This window comes from Nocardioides sp. GCM10028917 (assembly GCF_042666175.1).
In the GTDB taxonomy this organism is placed as follows: domain Bacteria; phylum Actinomycetota; class Actinomycetes; order Propionibacteriales; family Nocardioidaceae; genus Nocardioides.
In genome coordinates this window covers 229,125-250,707 of the sequence record NZ_JBHTFL010000007.1, presented here as the reverse complement: position 1 = coordinate 250,707, position 21,583 = coordinate 229,125, and the positions used below count along the sequence as shown (strand labels likewise).

Genomic DNA, 21,583 nt, shown 5'->3' with positions numbered 1-21,583 from the left:
CCCGCGTGGGCGGAGAAACCGACTTGGTGAGTGAGTGCTCACTCATTACGATGGAGGGCGTGCCACCTCGCGCCAAGCCCCTCTCGCCCGACGACCGCCGCGCCGCGCTCGTCGACGCCACCGTCCCCCTGCTGCTCGAGCACGGGCGCGCGGTGACCACCCGGCAGATCGCCGACGCCGCCGGCATCGCCGAGGGGACGATCTTCCGGGTCTTCGACTCCAAGGACGACCTGGTCCTGGCGGCCCTCGAGCACGCCCTCGACCTCGACCCGTTCATCGCCCAGCTCCAGCAGGTCGATCCCGACCAGGAGCTCGGTGCCATGCTGCTGGAGGTCGTCGAGCTCTTCCAGCGGCGCTTCGCCCGGGTGTTCCAGCTGATGACGCGGATGGGGATGGTGGGACCACCCAAGGCCCACCGGCACATGGAGGTCGAGCGCGAGCGGGTGGCCGCGATCCTCGAAGGGCTGGCCGAGCGGCACCGCGACTCCCTGCGTGTGCCGCCGAGCCGGCTGATGCACATGGTCAGGCTGCTGACCTTCTCCGGCACCCATCCCCACATCTCCGACGGCCATCCGCTGTCCGCCGAGGAGATCGTCGACACCGTCCTCAACGGCGTGCTCAAGCCCCAGCAGAAGAAGGACTCCTGAATGCTGCTCCGACTCGTCCGCACCTACCTCAGGCCGTACGCCGCCCCGCTGGCCGCCGTCGTCGCGCTCCAGTTCGTCGGCACGATGGCCGCGCTCTCCCTGCCCAGCCTCAACGCCGACATCATCGACAACGGCGTCGTCACCGGCGACACCGGCTACATCGTGCGCTACGGCGGTCTGATGCTCGCGGTCTCGCTCGTGCAGGTCGTCTGCTCGATCGCGGCGGTGTGGTTCTCCGCCCGCAACGCCATGGGCTTCGGCCGCGACCTCCGGGCCGCCATCTTCGGTCGCGTCGGCTCGTTCTCGGCCCGCGAGGTGCAGCACTTCGGTGCCCCGTCGCTGATCACCCGCGAGACCAACGACGTGCAGCAGGTGCAGATGCTCGTGCTGATGGGCGGCACCCTCATGGTCGCGGCCCCGATCATGATGGTCGGCGGCATCATCATGGCCGCCCGTGAGGACATCGGCCTGTCCTGGCTGGTCCTCGCCGTGGTGCCGGTCCTCGGCATCTCCATCGGGCTCATCATCCGCCAGATGGTGCCGAGCTTCCGGCTGATGCAGGAGCGCATCGACGAGGTCAACCGGCTGCTCCGCGAGCAGATCACCGGCGTCCGCGTGGTGCGGGCGTTCGTGCGCGAGCAGCACGAAACGACGCGCTTCGCCGACGCCAACGCGCAGCTGACCGAGGTCGCGATCCGCGCCGGCCGCTGGCAGGCCGCGATGTTCCCGACGGTGATGATCGTGGCCAACGTCGCGACCGTCGGGGTGCTGTGGTTCGGCGGGCACCGCGTCGAGGCGGGCCACATGGAGGTCGGCGCACTGACCGCCTACATCTCCTACCTGATGCAGATCGTCATGTCGGTGATGATGGCGATGTTCATGCTGATGATGGTGCCGCGCGCCGCGGTGTGCGCCGACCGGATCACCGAGGTCCTCGACACCGAGTCGTCGGTGGTCCCGCCGGCCGACGCCGTCACCGAGCTGCCCGCGCGCCTCGCCCTCGACCTCGACGCGGTCACCTTCGCCTATCCCGGTGCCGACGAGCCGGTGCTGCGTGAGGTCACGCTGACGGCCCGTCCGGGGGAGACACTGGCGATCGTCGGGTCCACCGGCGCCGGCAAGTCGACGCTCGTCAACCTCGTCCCGCGCCTCTTCGACGCGACCGGGGGAGTGGTGCGCGTCGGCGGGGTCGACGTGCGCGACATCGACCCCGAGACGCTGTGGTCCCGGCTCGGCCTGGTGCCGCAGAAGGCCTTCCTCTTCCGCGGGACCATCGCCGACAACCTGCGCTACGGCAAGCCCGACGCGACCGACGAGGAGATGTGGGCGGCGCTCGAGATCGCCCAGGCGCGGGAGTTCGTCGAGGCGATGCCCGACGGGCTGCAGTCCGAGGTGGCCCAGGGGGGGACCAGCCTCAGCGGCGGGCAGCGCCAACGCATGGCGATCGCGCGCGCGGTGATCCGCCGCCCGGAGATCTACCTGTTCGACGACTCGTTCTCGGCGCTCGACCTGACGACCGACGCCCGGCTGCGGGCCGCACTGCGGCCGGTGACACGGGAGTCGACGGTGGTGATCGTGGCCCAACGCGTCGCGACGATCCGCCATGCCGACCGGATCGTGGTGATGGAGGACGGCGCCGTCGTCGGCAGCGGCAGCCATGACGAGCTGCTGAAGACCTGCACGACCTACCGGGAGATCGTCGAGTCCCAGCTGACCGCCGAGGAGGTGGCATGAACAGCCCCGAGACGTTGAGCACCAGCCGGGCCGAGCCGGAGGCCCCGGCGAAGGACGGCCAGCTGAAGGAGACCGAGCGCGTCCAGTCCGGGCCGGGCGGCCCCGGCCGTGGCCCCATGGGTGGCGGCATGATCGGGCAGAAGGCCGACACGTTCTGGCCCTCGCTCAAGCGCCTGCTCGCCCGGCTGCACCCGGAGCGCCACAAGGCGTACGCCGTCCTGGCGCTGACGCTGCTCAGCGTCGTCGCCACCGCCGTCGGTCCGTGGATCCTCGGCCGGGCGACCGACCTGATCTTCGCGGGGCTGATCGGCAAGGACGTGCTGGCGTCCGGGGCGACGCAGGAGCAGGCCATCGAGGCGCTGCGCGGCCGTGGCGAGGACAACCAGGCCGACATGCTCGCGTCGATGGACCTCACCGACGGCGTCGACTTCTCTGCCGTCGCCGACGTGCTGCTGGTCGTGCTCGTCGTCTACGTCGCCGCGTCGCTGCTGGCGTTCCTCGGCGGCTACCTCCTCAACGACGTCGTGCAGGGCACTGTGCTGCGGATGCGTTCCGAGGTCGAGGACAAGGTGCACCGGCTGCCGCTGGGCTACTTCGACAAGCAGCCGCGCGGCGAGCTGCTCAGCCGCGTCACCAACGACATCGACAACGTGAGCCAGACGCTGCAGCAGACGATGAGCCAGATGCTCAACTCGGTGCTCACCGTCTTCGCGGTGCTGGCGATGATGTTCTGGATCTCGCCGCTGCTGGCGGCGGTCGCGCTGGTCTCGGTGCCGATCGCGATGTTCATCACCGGTGCGGTGATGAAGCGCTCGCAGGGGATGTTCATCCAGCAGTGGCGACGCACCGGCACGCTCAACGCCCACATCGAGGAGACGTTCTCCGGGCACGCGATCGTCAAGGTCTTCGGGCGGCAGCACGAGGCTGAGCGGGTGTTCGCCGAGCAGAACGACGAGCTCTACCAGGCGTCGTACGGCGCCCAGTTCGTCAGCGGGCTGATCATGCCGATCATGATGTTCGTCGGGAACCTGAACTACGTCGTCATCGCTGTCATCGGCGGTCTCCGGGTGGCCAGCGGGACCATGTCGCTCGGTGACGTGCAGGCGTTCATCCAGTACTCGCGCCAGTTCACCCAGCCGCTGACGCAGGTGGCCTCGATGCTCAACCTGCTCCAGTCCGGCGTCGCGTCCGCGGAGCGCGTCTTCGAGCTGCTCGACGCCGAGGAGGAGTCGGCCGACGCGACCGGCCACCCGGCCTCTGCCGCGGACGCGCGGGGCGAGGTGCGCTTCGACGACGTGTCGTTCTCCTACGACCCGGAGCGGCCGCTCATCGAGCACCTGTCCCTCGTGGCCGAGCCCGGCCACACGGTCGCGATCGTCGGTCCCACGGGCGCCGGCAAGACGACGATGGTCAACCTGGTGATGCGCTTCTACGACCCGCAGTCGGGCCGCATCCTCATCGACGGCGTCGACATCACCTCGATCCCGCGCGGCGTGCTGCGCGGCCGGATCGGGATGGTGCTCCAGGACACCTGGCTCTTCGCCGGCACGATCCGCGACAACATCGCCTACGGCCGGCCGGACGCCACAGAGGAGGAGATCCTCGAGGCCGCGCGGGCCACCTTCGTCGACCGCTTCGTCCACTCGCTGCCCGACGGCTACGACACGGTCATCGACGAGGACGGCTCGAACCTCTCGGCAGGCGAGCGCCAGCTGGTGACGATCGCGCGCGCCTTCCTGTCCGATCCGGCGCTGCTCATCCTCGACGAGGCAACCTCGTCGGTCGACACGCGCACCGAGCTGCTGCTCCAGCAGGCGATGGCTGCGCTGCGCTCGGACCGGACGTCGTTCGTGATCGCGCACCGTCTCTCCACGATCCGCGACGCGGACCTGATCCTCGTCATGGAGGACGGCTCCATCGTCGAGCAGGGCTCGCACGAGCAGCTGCTCGAGGCGGACGGCGCCTACGCCCGGCTCTATCGCTCGCAGTTCGAGGCGGCCGTCGAGGACGTCGTGGTCTGAGGTCGGTCGGTTAACCCGTTGTCCACCTCCGCGGGCCGACGTACGGTTGTCGCACACAGAAGGGAGGTGATCCGAAGAATGAGTTCTTTTCGGATGAGTGAGGTGGCTGCCCGCTAAGGCAGCCCGGTCCGCCGACAGCTGCCGGCGAATCCATCGCAGCCACCCGACCCGCAGGCTCCCGGTGTCATCCCCCGGGGCCCCTCCCAGAGGGGCAGCAGGCCTGCGGGTCGCTGCATTTCCGCTCCGTGCGCCCGCCCCGGCCCGGCGTACGACGCCCGCCGACACGCCCGGGATGCACGTTGAGTCGCCCAGCGACTCACTGTCGAGAGGTCGGCGCGCCGGACGACCAGAAGTCGCCGGCCGACAGAAGGCCAGAGCCGCGGCCGGCAGCGGGCTCAACGGTTGTGGTCGTCCGACCCGCCGTACGACGGATCGCCGCCGCCCGCGCGAGGTGAGCCAGGTCTCGTCGCCGCCGGATGGCGGAACAAAGTCCCCACCGGTATGGTTGTGGTGAGCAACTATTGCCGATCGCAACCGAACGAAGGACTGCAGTGACCCAGGCTCCCCCCGTGACCGCCGAGCAGAGCGGCGAGATGACGCACCGCGAGGTGCTCGAGGCCCTCAGCGGCCTCCTCCTCGCGATGTTCGTCGCGATGCTGTCCAGCACGATCGTCAGCAACGCGCTGCCGACCATCGTCGACGACCTGAACGGAAGCCAGACCGGCTACACCTGGGTCGTCGTCGCGACCATGCTCGCGATGACGGCGACCACGCCGATCTGGGGCAAGTTCGCCGACATGTTCAACAAGAAGACCCTCGTGCAGAGCGCGCTGGTGATCTTCTCCGTCGGCTCCCTCATCGCGGGCTTCGCCCCGTCGATGGAGGTGCTCATCGGCGCCCGCGTCGTCCAGGGCCTGGGCGTCGGTGGTCTCACCGCACTGGTCCAGGTCGTCATCGCCACGATGGTGTCCCCGCGGGAGCGCGGTCGCTACAGCGGCTACATCGGCGCGGTCTTCGCCCTCGCGACCGTGAGCGGGCCGCTGGTCGGTGGCGTCCTGGTCGACACGGTCGGCTGGCGCTGGTGCTTCTTCGCCGGGCTCCCCGTCGCGGCGCTCGCCTTCGTGGTCCTGCAGCGCACTCTGCACCTCCCCGTGGTCAAGCGGGACGTCTCCATCGACTACCTCGGCGCCTTCCTGCTGGTCGGCGGTGTCTCCATCCTGCTGATCTGGATGTCCCTCGGTGGCAACAACTTCGACTGGATCTCCTGGACCAGCGGCCTGCTCGTCGTCGCCGCCGTCGTCGTGGTGGCCCTGGCGATCCACGTGGAGGCCCACGTCGCGGTCGACCCGGTGATCCCGCTGCGCCTGTTCCGCGAGCGCACCCTCACCCTCGCGACCGTCGCGTCGGTGCTGATCGGCGTCGCGATGTTCGGCTCGACGGTCTACCTGAGTCTCTACTTTCAGCGCGCGAAGGACATGAGCCCGACCGAGGCCGGCCTGATGTCGATCTGCATGGTCGGCGGCCTGCTCGTCTCGAGCATCGTCAGCGGCCGGGTCATCTCCAACACGGGCGTGTGGAAGCGCTGGCTCGTCGGCGGCATGGTCGCCGTCATCGCCGGGATCGGCCTGCTCGCCACCATCGACGCCTCCACCCCGCTGTGGCGCACCGGCCTCTTCATGGCCGTCCTCGGCCTGGGTCTCGGCGCCACGATGCAGAACCTCGTGCTCGCGGTGCAGAACACCATCGCCCTCTCCGACATGGGCGCTGGCTCGTCGGTCGTCGCGTTCTTCCGCTCCCTCGGCGGCTCGATCGGCATCGCCGCCCTCGGCGCCGTGCTGGCCCACCAGGTCGCCGACGCGGTCGAGTCCGGCCTGACGAAGCTGCTGACCATCCACCCGGAGTACGCCTCGGCCGTCTCCCACGACACGGGCGGCATCCCGGACGTGTCCGACATGCCGGCGCCGGTCCGGGCGATCTTCGAGAGCGCCTTCGGCGACGCGACCGGTCACATCTTCCTGGTGGCCCTGCCGTTCGCGGTCGGCGCCCTGATCGCCGTCCTCTTCATCAAGGAGGTGCCCCTGCGCACGTCGGTGAAGCGCGAGGACGAGCTCATGGCGGAGGCTCCGCGGGCATGATCAGCACCGTGACCACCACGAGGTACGACGACCTGCGCCGCATCGAGGCCGAGGTCGGGACGCTGATCCGGCGCGTCAAGCGCGTCATGGGGGAGCGGGCCCGCGAGGTCCACCCCGAGCTGCACCCGATGACGTACTTCATCCTCGCCCACCTGGCGCAGCACGGCCCGCTGCGCGCCGCCGACCTGTCCGACGCGTTCGGGATGGACAAGGGCGGCGTCAGCAGGCAGGTGCAGACGCTGGTCGACCTCGGTCTCGTCGAGCGCCGACCAGCGGCCGACGACCGGCGGGCCGTCCTGCTGGACGCCAGCGACGAGGGCCGCGCGCGGCTGGGGGCGATGACCCGCCACCGCAGCGACCGGTTCGACGAGCGGCTGTCCGCCTGGAGCGACGAGGACCTCGCCGGGTTCGGCGACCAGCTGGCGGCGTACAACCGCGCGCTCAGCGACGACTGACCGACCGCCACCGCCAGCCACCACCGCCAGCCACCACCGCCAGACACCACCGCCTCCGGCGCCGACGTCATGCGGACCCGCACCCATGGGTACCGATCCGTATGACGCAGCGACGGAGGCGGCGTCGTTCGAGGGCGTGTGTCAGCGCAGCCAGGCCGCGGTGTCGCCCGGCAGCTTGCCGTCGTCGACGGGGCCGCTGGACAGCAGCAGCTCGCCGGCTGGGAGCTCGATGGCGGTCTCGCCGCAGTTCAGCACGACCGTGACGGGACCGCGCCGGAACGCCAGCACGTCGGCGCCGAGGTCGAGCAGCTCGACCTCGTCGCCGGCGGTCCAGGCGAACTCGCGGCGCGCCGCGAGCGCGGCACGGTAGAACTCGAGCGTCGAGCCCTCGGCGCCGGTCTGGGCGTCGACGGTGAGCGAGGCCCAGTCGGCGGGCTGCGGGATCCACGGCTGGCCGGTGCCCGGCCCGAAGGCGTACGGCGCCTCGTCGCCACCCCACGGGATCGGCACGCGGCAGCCGTCGCGGCCGACCTCGCCGGTGCGGAGGTAGGACGGGTCCTGCCGGTCCTCCGGGGCGACGTCGACCTGCTCGAGGCCGAGCTCCTCGCCCTGGTAGAGATAGCTGGAGCCGGGCAGCGCGAGCATCGCCAGCGTCGCGGCGCGGCCGCGGGCGAGACCCTGCGCGCCGCCGCCGTAGCGCGTCACGTGGCGTACGACGTCGTGGTTGCTGAGCACCCAGGTCGGCGAGGCGCCGACCGGCTCGACCGCGGCGAGGGTGTCAGTGATGACGGTCGCGAAGGCCTCGGCCGACCAGTCGGCGAGCAGCCAGGCGAAGTTGAAGGCCTGGTCGAGCTCGTCGGGGCGCACGAAGGCGGCCATCGACTCGGGCGTCTGGGTCCAGGCTTCGGCCACGGCCATCCGGTCCGGTCCGGCCTCGTCGAGGACGCGGTGCCACGCGCGGTAGACGTCGTGGACCTCCGGCTGGTCCCACATGGGCTCGTCCTTGAGGTCGCGCGAGACCATCGAGTGGTCGGTGTTGACCTGGCCGGAGCTGGCGCGGCCGCCCTCGGCGACCACCTGGTCGCGGAGGCTTTCCTCCTTGAACAGCCCGTGCGCCACGTCGACGCGGAACCCGTCGACGCCGCGGTCGAGCCAGAAGCGCAGGACGTCCTCGAACATCGCCGGAACCTCGGGGTTGCGCCAGTCGAGGTCGGGCTGCGTCGAGTCGAAGAGGTGGAGGTACCACTGGCCGTCGTCGACCTGCGTCCACGCCGGGCCACCGAAGACCGACTCCCAGTTGTTGGGCGGGGTGCCGTCCTCCTTCCCAGCGGGGCTGTCGCGGAAGAGGTAGCGGCCGCGCTCGGGGCTGCCGGGACCGGCGGCGAGGGCCGCCTGGAACCACTCGTGCTGGTCGGACGTGTGGTTGGGCACCAGGTCGACCACGACGCGCAGGCCGAGCTCGTGGGCGCGCGCGACCAGGTCGTCGGCGTCCGACAGCGAGCCGAAGAGCGGGTCGACGTCGCGGTAGTCGGCGACGTCGTAGCCGTGGTCGTGCTGCGGGGAGGTGTAGAACGGTGTGATCCACAGGGCGTCGACGCCGAGGTCGGCGAGGTGCGGCAGGCGCGAGGTGATGCCCGGCAGGTCGCCGATGCCGTCGCCGTCGCTGTCGGCGAAGCTGCGGACGTAAACCTGGTAGATGACCGCGTTGCGCCACCAGTACGTCGTTGGATCGTTCAAATCAGCCATGCGCGCCATCCTCTCAAACCGGTGGCGGGGCCGGTCAATCCGAGGACGGGACCCGGCCACCGAACAGCGCCGGGTCGACGGCGACCCAGGTGTGCTCGGCGGTGGCCACGACGCGGCCGTCGGCGTCGTACAGCGTCGAGGCGGTGAAGGTCTTGCGACCGTCCCGGCCGCGGCCCTCGCCGACCACGACGTGCGGCTCCCCGATCACCGGCAGGTCGTCGATGCGCGCCGTCATCCGCCCGAGCACCATGAGCCGCTCCGTCAGGTCGCCGGCCCAGCCGCCGATGCAGTCGAGCGCCGCCCACGTGGCGGCGACCGACGCGCGGGGGTGCTCGTCGACGTAGGTGTGCCAGTCCTCGTGGAGGCTCGGGTGCGGCGTCCAGGGAGCTGCGACGCGATGGCCGTCGGCGCCCTCGCCGACCGGGCCGGGGAAGATCCGCAGCCCGTCGGCCTCCTCGCGTGCCGTGCCGCACGCGAAGCAGGTGGGGAAGGGGTGGAACGTGTGACCCGGGTACGACGACGAGGCCGAGGCGGCGTCGTCCGGCGCGACCGGGTCCACGTCGGCGAGCGTCCGGTCGACGCGGTGCGCCGTCGCGATCGGAGCTCCGCCGAACGACGCGGTCGTGACGCCCGCCTCGGCGGTCACGTCGAGCGGGGTGTCGAGGGGCGGCGGTTGCCGCAGCGACACCTCGATCGGCGGCCAGCTGCCGCGGTGGTCGTCGGGCGCGTCGGCCTCGTCGAGGGCCGCCAGCGAGCCCGCGGTCCAGCCGCCGTTGCCGGAGTCGGGAGGTCCGCAGAAGCGTCGGGGCACGATGAGCTCGGTCACCGGTTCACTGTGCCATGACGTGCATGCGGGTCGCAGTTGCCGGATGGGACACAATGACCAGCGTGAGTGACCTGATCGACACCACCGAGATGTACCTCCGCACGATCTACGAGCTCGTGGAGGAGGGCATCGTGCCGCTGCGTGCCCGCATCGCCGAGCGGCTGCACCAGTCCGGCCCGACCGTGTCGCAGACCGTGGCCCGGATGGAGCGCGACGGCCTGCTCACCGTGCAGGGCGACCGCCACCTCGAGCTCACCGACGAGGGCCAGCGCCTGGCCACCCGCGTCATGCGCAAGCACCGCCTCGCGGAGCGGCTGTTGACCGACGTCATCGGACTCGACTGGGAGCTCGTCCACGCCGAGGCGTGCCGCTGGGAGCACGTGATGTCGGAGACCGTCGAGCGCCGGCTCCTCGAGCTGCTCGACCACCCGACGGAGTCGCCCTACGGCAACCCGATCCCGGGGCTGGACGAGCTGGGCGACGTCGGCGGCGAGGACTTCATGGACAACGTCGAGCCGCTCTCGGGCGCTGCGGGGCCTGCGGACCAGCGCGTCCACGTCAAGCGGATCTCCGAGGAGATGCAGAAGGACGAGGAGCTGATGGGCCTGCTCCGCCGCGTCGGGGCGCTCCCCGGCAAGACCGTCACGATCGCCCGCACCGAGGAGGGCATCCTCATCGGCTCGGGCGGCGAGACCGCCGAGCTCGTCGTCGAGGCGGCCGAGCACATCTTCGTGCGCCGCTAGGCCGACGGTCGAGATCGCTCGGCGAGCGCGGCGAGGAACTCGCTGCAGCCCACCTCGAGCTTGTACGACGCCAACGCGTCGCCGCGGGTCACGCCACGGTTCACGATGACGATCGGCGTCCCGGCCTGGGCCGCCCGCTTGACGAACCGCAGCCCGCTCATCACGGTCAGCGACGACCCCGCGACGAGCAGCGCCCCGGAGCTGCCGAGCCCTTCGACGGCCGCGTAGCAGCGCGCCACCCGGTCGGGCGGCACGTTCTCGCCGAAGAAGACCACGTCGGGCTTGAGCGGCCCGCCGCACGGGCAGCGCGGCACCACGAAGTCGTGGGTGTCGTCGAGGTCGACGTCGCCGTCAGGGCGCGACTCCACCCAGCCGTGCCGCTCGAGCCAGCCGGGGTTGAGGGCGTCGAGCTCGCGCTCGAGCGCGGCGCGGGAGGACGTCGTACGACAGGTCAGGCAGACGACGTCGGCGACGCGGCCGTGCAGCGCGACGAGGCGGCGTGACTCGGCGGCCTCGTGCAGGCCGTCGACGTTCTGGGTGATGAGCAGCTCGGGGTCGAGCCGGGCGAGGGCGTGGTGCCCGGCGTTGGGCTCGGCACGGCCCATCCGCTGCCAGCCGAGGTGGCTGCGGGCCCAGTAGCGCTGCTGCGCCCCGGGGGTGCCGACGAACTCCTGGTAGGTCATCGGCGCACGCGTCGGCGCGCCCGGGCCACGGTAGTCGGGGATCCCGGAGTCGGTGGACAGCCCGGCGCCGGTCAGCACGACCAGCGGCCGCGAGGCGAGCAGGTCGAGCGCCTCGTCCTCGGCGGAGAGGCGGGCCGTGAGGGTCACGCGTAGCGCGCCTGGGCGCGGGCGCGGGCCTTGGCCGCCTCGACGTCGCGGTTCTTCGGCGGGGCGGCGGTGACGAGGTCGTCGAGCAGGTGCTCGGTGATGTGGGCGATCTCCTTCACCGCGGCGTAGAAGACCTCCTCGTTGGCCTGCGACGGCTTCGTCGTGCCGGCCACCTTGCGCACGTACTGCAGGGCGGCCGCGGTGACCTCGTCACGCGTCGCGGGCGGCTCGAAGTTGTTGAGCGGGCGGATGTTGCGGCACATGGCTCCGAGGGTACGACGCGGTGGGCCCGGCTCACAGGGCGAAGAACGACACGTCCTCGCCCGTCACCAGCGCGACCTTGCCGGAGGCGAGGGGCACGAGGCGTACGTCGGCGACGTCGGTGCCGTGCTCCACCTCGACCATCCGGTTGCTCATCGACCCGTCGGCCAGCGAGAGGACCGAGACCCAGCCGGTGGTGCCGGTCCACCCCTGGCTGACGACGGTGAGGACCGTGCGCTGCTCGGGCAGCCAGGTGAACTGGCGCGGGTCGGTCGCCGCGACGGCCTGCGTGGCCTCGTCGTAGCGGACGACGTCGAGCTGGCGCGGGTCGGCGAGGTCGGTGACGTCGAAGAGGGCCGCCTGTGCGCCACGGGTGACGCCGTCGAGCGTGGCGTCCTGGCCCATCCCGATGAGCCGCTGCTCGCCGAGCGGGTGGAGGTACTCGGAGAACCCGGGGATCTTCAGCTCGCCCACCAGGCGCGGCGCGGTCGGGTCGCTGAGGTTGATCGCGTAGAGCGGGTCGGTCTGCCGGAAGGTGACCACGATCGCGAGGTCGTCGAACCACCGCACCGACTTGATCTCCTCGCCGACGCCGAGCTGGTCGACCCGTCCGTCCTCGACGAGGTCCGAGCCCTCCTCGCGGAGCGTCAGCACCGAGTTGAAGTTGCCGGTCTCGCTGCTCGGGCCGACCGCGACGCGGAGCGAGCCGCCCACGGAGTCCATCGACCAGCGGTCCGCGATGCTCCCCTCGACATCGCCCGAGGCGACGTACGTCGCGTCGGTCCCGTCGAGGGCGAACGCGAAGAGGGGCGTGGTGCCGTCGGTGCTGGGAACGTCGGTCGGGCGGCAGTCCATGCAGTCGATCCAGCCCCACGAGGATGCGGACGCGGCGAGGTAGAACCGGTCGGTCGAGAAGTACGAGATGGTGGAGTCGGTGGCCACGGCCGTGGTCGTGCGCGCGGTCGGCTCGGCGGGGTCGAAGGCCAGCAGGGTGGTGGTGCCCAGCGCCAGCTCGTCCTCGGGGATCGCAACGTCCTCGCAGTCGACGACCGGTGCGCCGTCGATCGTGGGGAGCCAGTCGGCCAGGGTGGTGTCGCGCACGAGGGCGCGGTTGCGCAGCCGCGCCCGGAGCTGGCCGAAGGCGCCGTCGGGGGCGGAGAAGTCGAGCTCGGGCAGACCGTTCTGCAGCACGACGCGCACCACGTCGTCGTGCAGGCGCACCGCCGACGCGCGGCCGCTGACCGTGGTCGCGTCGACGACGGTGGGCGCGGTGGGATCGGCGAGGTCGACCGTGGTGATCGTGGTCGACGTCCCGTCCGTCGAGGTGCCGAGGACCACCGCGCGCCCGTCGACGAGGACCATCTCCCCGCCGGGATCGCCGACCCACCCGCCGCCGCGGGCGTCCTCGAGGGCGGTGGAGGAGAGCAGGCGCGGCTCGTCGCCGGAGACGTCGTACGCCAGCAGCTCGCCGTCGCGCAGCCGCAGGAGCAGGCTGCCGGACACCTTCACCACGTCGGCCTCGTCGACGCCGGCCTCCTGGACGTTGGTGCCGGACTCGTTGCTGGTGCTGCGGGAGGTCGACACGGTCGACCGGGCGGCCTCCGAGCTCGGCGCGGCCGCAGCGCCGGCGTCCGAGCTGGTCATGACGTCGTACACGACCCCACCGCCCCAGCCGTAGGGGCCGACCTCCTCGAGCGCCCGGTCGACGTAGGAGTCGAGGAGCTCGTCGCACCCCGCGGCGACCGTGAGGTCGGCGTTGGCGAGCACGATCGGCGGCGAGGCGGGCGGGCGACCGCCGCCGTCGGGGTCGTTGCCCAGCGCGTAGCCGACGCCGACGGCTGCGGCGAGGGCGGTGACGACCGTGGTACCGGTGACGAGGTTGCGAACGCGCTGCGCAGTGGGCATGGCGGTGGGACGGGCCCCCGGCGGGCGTGGTTCCGCGTGACACGATGGCGCGATGAGCGACCGCCGCGCCGACAGCCAGCCCGACCGCGACCTGGACCTCGTCCTCTTCGGCGCCACCGGGTTCACCGGCGGGCTCACCGCCGACTACCTCGCCGATGTTGCGCCGGCCGGGCTGCGGTGGGCGATCGCCGGACGCAACGCCGAGAAGCTCGAGGCCGTACGCCGGCGTCTCGCCGAGGTCGGGGCGAGCGACGTCGAGGTCCTGGTCGCCGACTCGACCGACGCCGCGGCCCTGTCCGACATCGCCCGCCGCGCGCGCGTGGTCGCCACGACGATCGGGCCCTACCTCGAGCACGGCGCCCCGCTGGTCGCCGCCTGCGCCGAGGCCGGCACCGACTACCTCGACCTCACCGGCGAGCCGGAGTTCGTGGACCGGATGTTCCTCGAGCACCACCAGACCGCGGTGCGCACCGGCGCCCGCCTCGTCCACGCCTGCGGCTTCGACTCGATCCCGCACGACCTGGGCGCCTACTACACCGTGCAGCAGCTGCCGGACGACGAGCCGATCACGGTGCGCGGCGTCGTCCGGTCCGGCGGCACGTTCTCCGGCGGCACCTTCCACTCCGCGATGGAGCAGCTCGCCCGGGCCAAGCAGGTGCGAGCGACGTACGCCGCCCGCCGGCGCGCCGAGGCGCGACCCGAGGGCCGGTCGTCGCGCGCGGTGCGCGGCAAGCCCCACCGCGACCCGGTGCTCGGCTACTGGCTGCTCCCGCTGCCGACCATCGACCCGATCATCGTGGCCCGCACCGGCGCCGCCCTGGCGTCGTACGGTCCGAAGTTCCGCTACTCCCACTGGGCCGGCACGAAGACCCTGCGCTACGCCGCCGGCGGGGCCGTCGGGGTCGGCGCGCTGACCCTGGCCGCGCAGGTGAAGCCACTGCGCGAGCTCATCACGTCCAAGGTGCCGCAGGGCTCAGGGCCCGACGACGCCAAGCGCGCGAAGTCGTGGTTCACCGTCGACTTCCTCGGTCAGGCCGGCGAGCAGACCGTCCGCACCCGCGTGTCCGGCGGCGACCCGGGCTACACCGAGACGGCCAAGATGCTCGCCGAGGCGGCGCTGTGCCTCGCCCTCGACGACAATCCCGAGACTGCGGGGCAGGTCACGCCGGCCCAGGCCATGGGAGACGCGTTGCTCGACCGGTTGCAGAAGGCTGGGATCGCGTTCGAGACGCTCGCCGGCTGACCCGCTGCCGGATGATGGGGCGATGACGGTCGAACGGGACGCGACGGCTGCCGAGCTGGTGTGCGCCCACCTGGCCGACAACCTCGCTCGGTTGCGCGCGCAGGAGGCACGCGTCCGGTCGGGCGAGACGAGCGGCGTCCACAAGATGCGCATTACCGCGCGACGGCTCCGAACGACGCTTCGGACGTGCCAGCCGCTGTTCGAGGCGAGCACCGACGCGCTCAGTGACGACCTGCGCTGGCTCGGGCGCGAGTTGAGCGGCGCCCGCGATGCCCAGATGCTTCGTGAGCGACTCAGACGCCTCGTGTCGACCCAACCCCCCGAGCTCGTGATGGGTCCGGTGGACGTCCTCATCGACGACGAGCTGAGCGCCGCGGAGCAGCACGGGCGCGCGCATGCGCTCGAGGCGCTGGAGGACACCCGCTACCTCCGCCTGCTGGACGACCTCGACGCCCTCGTGCGCGACCTCCCCATGACGGCGGAAGGGGACATGCCGGCGCGCGACGTGCTCCCTCGCCTGGTCCGCCGCGACGCCAAGCGCCTGCGACGCGCCGTCCGTGCCGCTCGGCAGCCCGGGGCGGGCGAGGCCCGCGATGCAGCTCTGCACGACGCACGGAAGAAGGCGAAGCGGCTGCGGTACGCCGCCGAGCTGGCGGTCCCGGCTCTGGGAAAGCGGGCGAAGAAGCTGGCCTCCTCTGCCAAGCAGGTGCAGCAGGCGCTGGGCGAGCACCAGGACACGGTGATGTCGCGCAGGTTCCTGCGCGAGCACGGAGGGCGCATGCACGTCGAGGGCATGAACGGGTTCACCCTCGGGCGGTTGCACGCGATCGAGGAAGCCCGTGCGGCAGCGGCGACCGAGGACTTCGACCGCGCGTGGGCCCACGTGAAGGCCCGCAGGATCCGGAAGCGCGACGCCGGCTAGGCCGGACGTCACCCATCAGGCGAAGCAATACATCTGGTCTGGTGCCCCAGGCAAGAGTCGAACTTGCGACCTTTCGCTTAGGAGGCGGCTGCTCTATCCACTGAGCTACTGGGGCGTGCTGCGGCACCCGAGGTGGCGCGGCGGGAAGCATCCTGCCACGCCGTCGTACGCCGTCCGGCATCAGCAGGGCGTCTGCGCGGCGTCGCGGGTGCTCGGCGGGAGGGGAAATCTTGCCGCGGTGAAGTAGGTTCAGTCCGGTCAGCCCCTCCCCACCCCAACGAAGGTGAGCCCGTGTCGGACGAGCCGCGCCCTGAGCCGTCCGACGGCGCACCCAAACGCCGCGGGAAGGTGGCCCGCAAGCACACCGTCGGCCGGGTGGTCCTGATCAGCGCGCTCGTGCTGGCACTCATCACCGGGCTCGGCACCGTCTACTTCATCCGCCACCTCAACGGCAACATCGAGGGCATCTCCCTCGACGCGCTCGGCGACGACGAGCGCCCCGAGAAGGTCTACACCGGCAACGGCGAGCCGCTCAACATCCTGGTGATGGGCTCCGACTCCCGTGACTGCGAGGGCTGCGACATCGACAAGGAGGGCGGGGGCGGCTCCGACACCACCATCCTCGTGCACCTGTCCGCCGACCGCAGCCGGGCGTACGCCGTCTCGATCCCGCGCGACTCGATCATCGACCGGCCCGAGTGCAACGCCGGCGAGTCGGCCGCCGAGACGGACGTGATGTGGAACGCCGCCTACGGCGTGGGTGGCCCGGTCTGCACCCTCGACCAGCTCGAGTACAACACCGACATCTTCGTCGACCACTTCATCGTCGTGGACTTCGCCAGCTTCGGCGACATGGTCGACGCCGTCGGCGGCGTCCCGGTCTGCGTGCCCGAGGACATCGTCGACCGCGAGCACCAGATCTTCGTCCCGAAGGGCGACCCGTCGGTCCTCTCGGGGGACGAGGCCCTCGACTACGTCCGCGCCCGCTACGTGGGCGAGCAGCTCCAGCAGAACGACATCTCCAGGATCCGGCGTCAGCAGGAGTTCATCGGCGCCCTCGTCCGCGAGGTGCAGTCGACCGGCACGCTGACCCGCCTCGACAAGGTCGTGAAGTTCCTCGACGCCGCCACCAAGTCGCTGACCACCGACGAGGAGTTCGCCTCCGTCACCCGCCTGGGCAAGGTGGCGATGCAGCTGCAGAACATCGGCCTCGACAAGGTCCAGTTCGTCACGCTGCCGACCGAGTACTACCCGCGCGACTCCGAGTTCTGGGGCAAGGTCTACTGGACGCCGGAGGCCGAGCAGATCTGGAAGCTGATCAACGAGGACAAGGTGATCCCGCCGCGGCTGCTGGGTGGCAACTCGGTGAGCGCCGAGGGACCACCCGGATCCTCCGAGACGCCGTCGCCGAGCGCCGACGGCGAGACCCCCTCCGAGACCCCGTCCGAGACCCCCTCCGAGACCCCCTCGGAGACTCCGTCCGAGACCCCCTCCGAGACCGCGTCGCCCAGCGAGACCGCCACTCCCGAGGCGCCCGCGACCCCCGAGGCGGAGCCCGTCCCGGGCATCTGCGCCTGAGGCGTTCCAGTGGATCCTGACACCCCCGTCGAGCCGGACGCCGAGCCCGACGTCGAGCCAGATTCGTCGCCTGCCGAGCCTGCGTCCCCCGCCCGGCCAGAGTCCGAGTGGGAGCGCCGCCGCCGGCTGGCGGCGGTGTTCGGCGACGGCGGTCCCGACCAGACGAGCGACGACCGCGACCCCCGGGAGGACCGCTCGGGCAAGGGCGACGACTGGTACCGCGACCAGGTGCCGCCCCACCACGGCTGACCTGACGGTCCTGGCGGACGAGGGTCAGACGGCTCCGCCGCGGGCGCGGAGCAGGTCGCGGATCTCCTCGAGGAGGGCGACGTCGGGCGCCGCACCGGCTTCCTCGGTGGGGAAGAAGCGCTCGCGGGCCTTGGTGTAGGGCATCACGATGAAGAAGTAGACGACCGCGCCCATGATGAGGAACGCGATCAGGGCGTTGAGGAAGGCGCCGAAGCTGCCGGTCTCGTCGCTGAAGAAGTCGTCGCTGTTGGGCAGCAGGCCGGTGAGCCACGCGGTGAACGTGGTGACGACCGCTGCGAAGGCGAGGGCCATGATCAGACCGGTGGCGATCTCGATCAGGTTGCCCTTGAGGACGAATGCCTTGAAACCGCTCATGCTGGTGCTCCCTCTGGAGTGGCCCCCGAGGGGCCGCGAAACGAGTGACAGCGCCTCACGCTAGCGGTTCCACGACACCGTCAGGTACTGCGTCAGCGACGCGCCGGCGATCGTCACCGCCTCCTCGGCGCTCGCCCCGACCACGACCAGCGCACCGCCCGACCCGCCCGCGGGCCCGTCGGGCACGCCCGTCGGCGTGGCGAGGACGGTGACGTCACGCGCCACGAGGGACGCCTCGCCGGTGCCCGGATCGGTGGCGAGCAGGTCGACCTCGTCGCCGGCGCGCAGCAGGGCGGCCATGCCGGCGTCGGGCAGCCGGACCGGCACGATCGTCTGCCCGGGCTGGGCGAGCGCCAGGCCCGGCCCGACCAGACGTACGTCGGTGACGACCTCGCCGCGGCCGATCGGGGCGGCCAGCACGCGCCCGGTCGGTGCGGCCGCGGCCCGTCCCGGGACGAGGTCGGCCGGCCAGTCGCGGGGGACGAGGTCGTCGTCGGCCAGGAGCGACCCGGAGGGCAGGTCGCGCGCGGCGACCAGCACCTCGACGGTCTCGGCCGGCGGCGGCGCGAGGGAGCGCAGCGCGCCGAGGACGGCGACGGCGGTGAGCGAGGCGGCGATCAGTCGGCGGCGGCGGCGCAGCTGGTGTCGTACGGCGCGCAGCCGGCGCCTGGCCGGCGGGAGTCCCGGGAACATGCACCGACGCTAGGCCGGGGCGACCGACGTCCGCTCGGCCTCTCCACAGGGGTCTCGTGGCGGTCGCTGCGCGACCTCCTCGACCAGCGGGGGGTCAGTCGGACGAGCTGGACGACGAGCTGGAGGACGAGGTCGTCGCGCTCGACGAGGAGCTGGACGAGCTCGGCGAGCTGGTCGACGGGGTCGAGGACGACGAGGCGCCGGCGCCGGTGGACGAGGACGCCGGCGTGGAGGAACCGGAGTCCGAGCGGCTGTCGGTGCGGTAGAAGCCCGAGCCCTTGAACACCACGCCCACGGCGTTGTAGAGCTTGCGCAGCCGGCCGTCGCACTGGGGGCAGACGGTCAGGGCGTCCTCGCTGAAGCTCTGGAACTGCTCGAAGGAGTGGCCGCACTCGGTGCAGGCGTACTGGTAGGTCGGCATGTGGGTCCTCTGGCAGCGACGGTGGTGCGGGATCGGCCGGGCCGGCGCGACGCGTTGGCACTCGAGCCCTTCGACTGCCAATGGTACGGCACAATGGTCGAGCGATGACCGAGCCTGCCGACACCCCCGACTCCACCTCCGACTCCGGCCTCGACTCCGGGTCCTCCTCCACCACCACGACCAGGCAGACCGCCGGGCCCGCCCGCGGCTCGCGCTGGCAGGCCTTCAAGCGCGCGCCCCGCGCGGTGCGCTGGACGGCCTGGACGGCGCTGGCCCTCGTGGTGCTGCTCGTCGTGCTCGCCGCGGTGGCCGTGGTCGTCGTACGCCGCCCGCTGCCGCAGACGGATGGCGAGATCGAGGTCCCCGGCCTGTCGGCGAGCGTCGAGGTCGTCCGCGACGAGCACGGCATCCCGCAGGTCTACGCCGACACCGACGCCGACCTGATGTTCGCGCAGGGCTTCGTGCACGCGCAGGAACGCTTCTTCGAGATGGACTTCCGCCGCCACGTGACGGCGGGTCGACTCTCGGAGATCTTCGGCTCCGACACTCTCGAGACCGACCGCTTCATCCGCACGATGGGCTGGCGACGGGTCGCCGAGCGCGAGTGGGCGCTGCTGGAGCCGGCGACGCGCGAGGCGCTGACGTCGTACGCCGCCGGGGTCAACGCCTACATCGCCGACCGCAGTCCGTCACAGCTGGCGGCGGAGTACAGCGTGCTGGGGCTCACCGGCCTCGACTACTCCCCGGCGGAGTGGGACCCGGTCGACTCCCTCGCCTGGCTCAAGGCCATGGCGTGGGACCTGCGCGGCAACATGGACGCCGAGGTCGACCGGGTGCTGCTCTCGCTCGACCGCACCGAGGACGAGATCGCCGCGCTGTGGCCCGCCTACCCCTTCGACGAGCACCGGCCGATCGTCAGCGGCGGCGGGGTCGTCGACGGCGTCTTCGAGCAGAACGCGTCGGGCAACGCGACCCGCAACCCCCGCCGGCCGGCGTACGCCCCGGGCGTCGTCGCCGCCCTCGAGCGGGTGCGCGACCGGCTCGACGCGATGCCCGAGCTCGTCGGCAAGGGCCGCGGGATCGGCAGCAACTCGTGGGTCGTCGACGGGGACCACAGTGCGACCGGCAAGCCGATCCTGGCCAACGACCCGCACCTCGGCATCAGCCAGCCGGGCATCTGGATGCAGATGGGCCTGCACTGCCGGGCTCGGACGGCCGACTGCACGCTCGACACGTCGGGCTTCACGTTCTCCGGGGTGCCCGGCGTCGTCATCGGCCACAACGCCGACATCGCCTGGGGCATGACCAACCTCGGCCCCGACGTCACCGACCTCTTCCTCGAGCAGACCGAGGGCGACGACCGCTACGTCCGCGACGGCGCGACCGAGGCGATGGAGGTGCGCACCGAGACGATCAAGGTGCGCGGCGAGAACGACGTCGAGCTGCGCGTGCGCGAGACGGTCCACGGGCCGCTGATCAGCGACGTCTCGACGGAGTTCGCGACCGTGGGCGCCAACGCACCCACCGACGAGCCGGGCGAGCGGGGGAGCGGGTACGCCGTCGCGCTGGCGTGGACCGCCCTCGAGCCGGCGCCGACCGCCGACGCGATCCTCGCCCTCAACCGCGCCTCGGACTGGGACTCGTTCCGGGCGGCCGCTGCCGACTTCTCCGTGCCTGCGCAGAACCTCGTCTACGCCGACCGGGAGGGCCACATCGGCTACCAGTCGCCCGGCCGGATTCCGATCCGCCGGGCCGGCAACGACGGCACCATGCCCATGGAGGGCTGGGTGAGCGCCAACGACTGGACCGGTGAGTACATCCCCTTCGACGGCCTGCCCAGCGTTCTGGACCCGGAGGAGGGCTTCATCGTGACGGCCAACCAGGCCGTCATCGACGAGCGCTACCCCTACCTCCTGACGAAGGACTGGGACTACGGATACCGCTCGACGCGCATCCGCGAGGTGCTCGAGAGCGAGGGCGAGCTGTCCGTCTCGGAGATGGCCGGGCTCCAGCTCGACTCCACCAACCCGATGGCGGAGACGCTCGTGCCCTACCTCCTCGACGTCGAGGCGCTGCCGTCCCCCTACTACCGCAACGCCCAGAACCTGCTGCGCGACTGGGACTTCACCTCGCCGGTCGACAGCCCGGCCGCGGCCTACTTCAACGTCGTGTGGCGCACGATCCTCGAGAAGACCTTCCACGACGAGCTGCGACAGCGCACCTGGCCCGACGGCGGCGACCGGTGGTTCCGCGTGGTCACCCAGATGCTGTCCGAGCCCGCCGGCCCGTGGTGGGACGACGTGCGCACCGACGACACGGTGGAGACCCGTGACGACATCCTGCGGGCCTCGCTCATCGACGCCCGCGACGAGATGACCCGCCGCCAGTCCCGCGACCCGCGCCTGTGGGAGTGGGGGCGCCTGCACCGCATGAACCTCCGCAACGCCACGCTCGGCGACTCGGGCGTCGCGCCTGTCGAGCGCCTCTTCAACCGGGACGGCTGGCAGGTGGGCGGCGGTTCGTCCATCGTCGACGCCACGTCGTGGGACGCCGTCGAGGGCTTCGAGGTCACGGCCGCGCCGTCGATGCGGATGGTCGTCTCGCTCGCCGACTGGGACGACTCGCGGTGGATCAACCTCACCGGCGTCTCCGGGCACCCGACGTCGTCGCACTACTCCGACCAGACGGAGCTCTACGTCGACGGGGAGACGTTGCCCTGGGCCTACACCCGCGAGGCCGTGGAGGCCGCCGCCGAGGACCGGTTGGTGCTCACGCCCGCCGACTGAGCGATCCCCGGAT

General features: G+C 71.7%; 19 protein-coding genes and 1 tRNA gene. 11 read left to right on the top strand and 9 right to left on the bottom strand.

The window, feature by feature from the left end; all coding sequences use genetic code 11:
* The first annotated feature begins 59 nt into the window (after window positions 1-59).
* The 5 genes from ACFQW6_RS10585 (at window position 60) to ACFQW6_RS10565 (ending at window position 6,992) form a co-directional block, all read left to right on the top strand.
* On the top strand, window positions 60-647 hold the full coding sequence (locus tag ACFQW6_RS10585) for a TetR/AcrR family transcriptional regulator (RefSeq protein ID WP_378544307.1): 588 nt from the start codon (window positions 60-62) through the stop codon (window positions 645-647).
* Complete coding sequence (locus tag ACFQW6_RS10580; protein ID WP_378544304.1) at window positions 648-2,381, top strand: ABC transporter ATP-binding protein; 1,734 nt, start codon at window positions 648-650, stop codon at window positions 2,379-2,381.
* Window positions 2,378-4,402, top strand: coding sequence for an ABC transporter ATP-binding protein (locus ACFQW6_RS10575; RefSeq protein WP_378544301.1), 2,025 nt, complete (start codon window positions 2,378-2,380; stop codon window positions 4,400-4,402). The genes ACFQW6_RS10580 and ACFQW6_RS10575 overlap by 4 nt, the downstream gene beginning before the upstream one ends.
* 569 nt (window positions 4,403-4,971) lie before the next feature.
* On the top strand, window positions 4,972-6,537 hold the full coding sequence (locus ACFQW6_RS10570; protein ID WP_378544298.1) for an MDR family MFS transporter: 1,566 nt from the start codon (window positions 4,972-4,974) through the stop codon (window positions 6,535-6,537).
* A complete protein-coding gene (locus tag ACFQW6_RS10565) occupies window positions 6,534-6,992 on the top strand; it encodes a MarR family winged helix-turn-helix transcriptional regulator (protein WP_378544295.1) in 459 nt (152 codons plus the stop codon). The genes ACFQW6_RS10570 and ACFQW6_RS10565 overlap by 4 nt, the downstream gene beginning before the upstream one ends.
* Before the next feature lie 141 nt (window positions 6,993-7,133).
* Here the strand turns inward: ACFQW6_RS10565 and ACFQW6_RS10560 are convergent, their stop codons facing one another.
* Together ACFQW6_RS10560 and ACFQW6_RS10555 are read right to left on the bottom strand one after the other, a co-directional pair.
* Window positions 7,134-8,738, bottom strand: a complete 1,605-nt coding sequence (locus ACFQW6_RS10560) for a glycoside hydrolase family 13 protein (RefSeq protein WP_378544292.1) — start codon at window positions 8,736-8,738, stop codon at window positions 7,134-7,136.
* Window positions 8,739-8,772: 34 nt separating this feature from the next.
* Window positions 8,773-9,564 (bottom strand): hypothetical protein, encoded by a 792-nt coding sequence (locus ACFQW6_RS10555; RefSeq protein WP_378544289.1) that lies wholly within the window; start codon window positions 9,562-9,564, stop codon window positions 8,773-8,775.
* Window positions 9,565-9,626: 62 nt separating this feature from the next.
* Here ACFQW6_RS10555 and ACFQW6_RS10550 point away from each other — a divergent pair, with 62 nt between their 5' ends.
* On the top strand, window positions 9,627-10,307 hold the full coding sequence (locus ACFQW6_RS10550; RefSeq protein WP_378544286.1) for a metal-dependent transcriptional regulator: 681 nt from the start codon (window positions 9,627-9,629) through the stop codon (window positions 10,305-10,307).
* Here ACFQW6_RS10550 and ACFQW6_RS10545 read toward each other — a convergent pair.
* From ACFQW6_RS10545 to ACFQW6_RS10535, 3 genes are read right to left on the bottom strand one after another with little or no spacing between them, the layout of a single operon-like run.
* Entirely contained in the window at window positions 10,304-11,137 is an 834-nt protein-coding gene (locus tag ACFQW6_RS10545) for a Sir2 family NAD-dependent protein deacetylase (RefSeq protein WP_378544283.1), read from the bottom strand. The genes ACFQW6_RS10550 and ACFQW6_RS10545 overlap by 4 nt on opposite strands.
* Window positions 11,134-11,400 (bottom strand): DUF2277 domain-containing protein, encoded by a 267-nt coding sequence (locus tag ACFQW6_RS10540; RefSeq protein WP_191193261.1) that lies wholly within the window; start codon window positions 11,398-11,400, stop codon window positions 11,134-11,136. Before ACFQW6_RS10540 ends, ACFQW6_RS10545 begins: the two co-directional genes overlap by 4 nt.
* A gap of 31 nt (window positions 11,401-11,431) precedes the next feature.
* Window positions 11,432-13,303, bottom strand: coding sequence for a beta-propeller domain-containing protein (locus tag ACFQW6_RS10535; RefSeq protein WP_378544279.1), 1,872 nt, complete (start codon window positions 13,301-13,303; stop codon window positions 11,432-11,434).
* Between the two features lie 52 nt (window positions 13,304-13,355).
* On the opposite strand from ACFQW6_RS10535, the gene ACFQW6_RS10530 reads away from it, so the two are divergent.
* Both ACFQW6_RS10530 and ACFQW6_RS10525 read left to right on the top strand, forming a co-directional pair.
* Window positions 13,356-14,546 (top strand): saccharopine dehydrogenase family protein, encoded by a 1,191-nt coding sequence (locus ACFQW6_RS10530; RefSeq protein ID WP_378544276.1) that lies wholly within the window; start codon window positions 13,356-13,358, stop codon window positions 14,544-14,546.
* Window positions 14,547-14,568: 22 nt separating this feature from the next.
* A complete protein-coding gene (locus ACFQW6_RS10525; RefSeq protein WP_378544273.1) occupies window positions 14,569-15,468 on the top strand; it encodes a CHAD domain-containing protein in 900 nt (299 codons plus the stop codon).
* 39 nt (window positions 15,469-15,507) lie between these two features.
* Here the strand turns inward: ACFQW6_RS10525 and ACFQW6_RS10520 are convergent.
* Window positions 15,508-15,583, bottom strand: a tRNA-Arg gene (locus ACFQW6_RS10520).
* 176 nt (window positions 15,584-15,759) lie between these two features.
* On the opposite strand from ACFQW6_RS10520, the gene ACFQW6_RS10515 reads away from it, so the two are divergent.
* Both ACFQW6_RS10515 and ACFQW6_RS10510 read left to right on the top strand, forming a co-directional pair.
* The gene (locus ACFQW6_RS10515) at window positions 15,760-17,046 is read left to right on the top strand and encodes an LCP family protein (RefSeq protein WP_378544271.1); all 1,287 of its coding nucleotides are present in this window, start codon (window positions 15,760-15,762) and stop codon (window positions 17,044-17,046) included.
* 9 nt (window positions 17,047-17,055) lie between these two features.
* Complete coding sequence (locus ACFQW6_RS10510) at window positions 17,056-17,295, top strand: hypothetical protein (RefSeq protein WP_378544268.1); 240 nt, start codon at window positions 17,056-17,058, stop codon at window positions 17,293-17,295.
* A gap of 24 nt (window positions 17,296-17,319) precedes the next feature.
* Here ACFQW6_RS10510 and ACFQW6_RS10505 read toward each other — a convergent pair whose 3' ends face one another.
* From ACFQW6_RS10505 to ACFQW6_RS10495, 3 genes are all read right to left on the bottom strand, one after another.
* Window positions 17,320-17,670 carry an MscL family protein gene (locus tag ACFQW6_RS10505; protein WP_378544265.1) on the bottom strand — a complete coding sequence of 117 codons (351 nt, stop codon included), beginning with the start codon at window positions 17,668-17,670 and terminating at the stop codon, window positions 17,320-17,322.
* A 60-nt stretch (window positions 17,671-17,730) separates the two neighbouring features.
* Window positions 17,731-18,363 carry a Flp pilus assembly protein CpaB gene (locus ACFQW6_RS10500; RefSeq protein ID WP_378544262.1) on the bottom strand — a complete coding sequence of 211 codons (633 nt, stop codon included), beginning with the start codon at window positions 18,361-18,363 and terminating at the stop codon, window positions 17,731-17,733.
* A gap of 94 nt (window positions 18,364-18,457) precedes the next feature.
* Window positions 18,458-18,784 (bottom strand): FmdB family zinc ribbon protein, encoded by a 327-nt coding sequence (locus tag ACFQW6_RS10495; RefSeq protein ID WP_378544260.1) that lies wholly within the window; start codon window positions 18,782-18,784, stop codon window positions 18,458-18,460.
* A gap of 104 nt (window positions 18,785-18,888) precedes the next feature.
* Here ACFQW6_RS10495 and ACFQW6_RS10490 point away from each other — a divergent pair, with 104 nt between their 5' ends.
* The gene (locus ACFQW6_RS10490) at window positions 18,889-21,570 is read left to right on the top strand and encodes a penicillin acylase family protein (protein WP_378544258.1); all 2,682 of its coding nucleotides are present in this window, start codon (window positions 18,889-18,891) and stop codon (window positions 21,568-21,570) included.
* The last annotated feature ends 13 nt before the right edge of the window (window positions 21,571-21,583 follow it).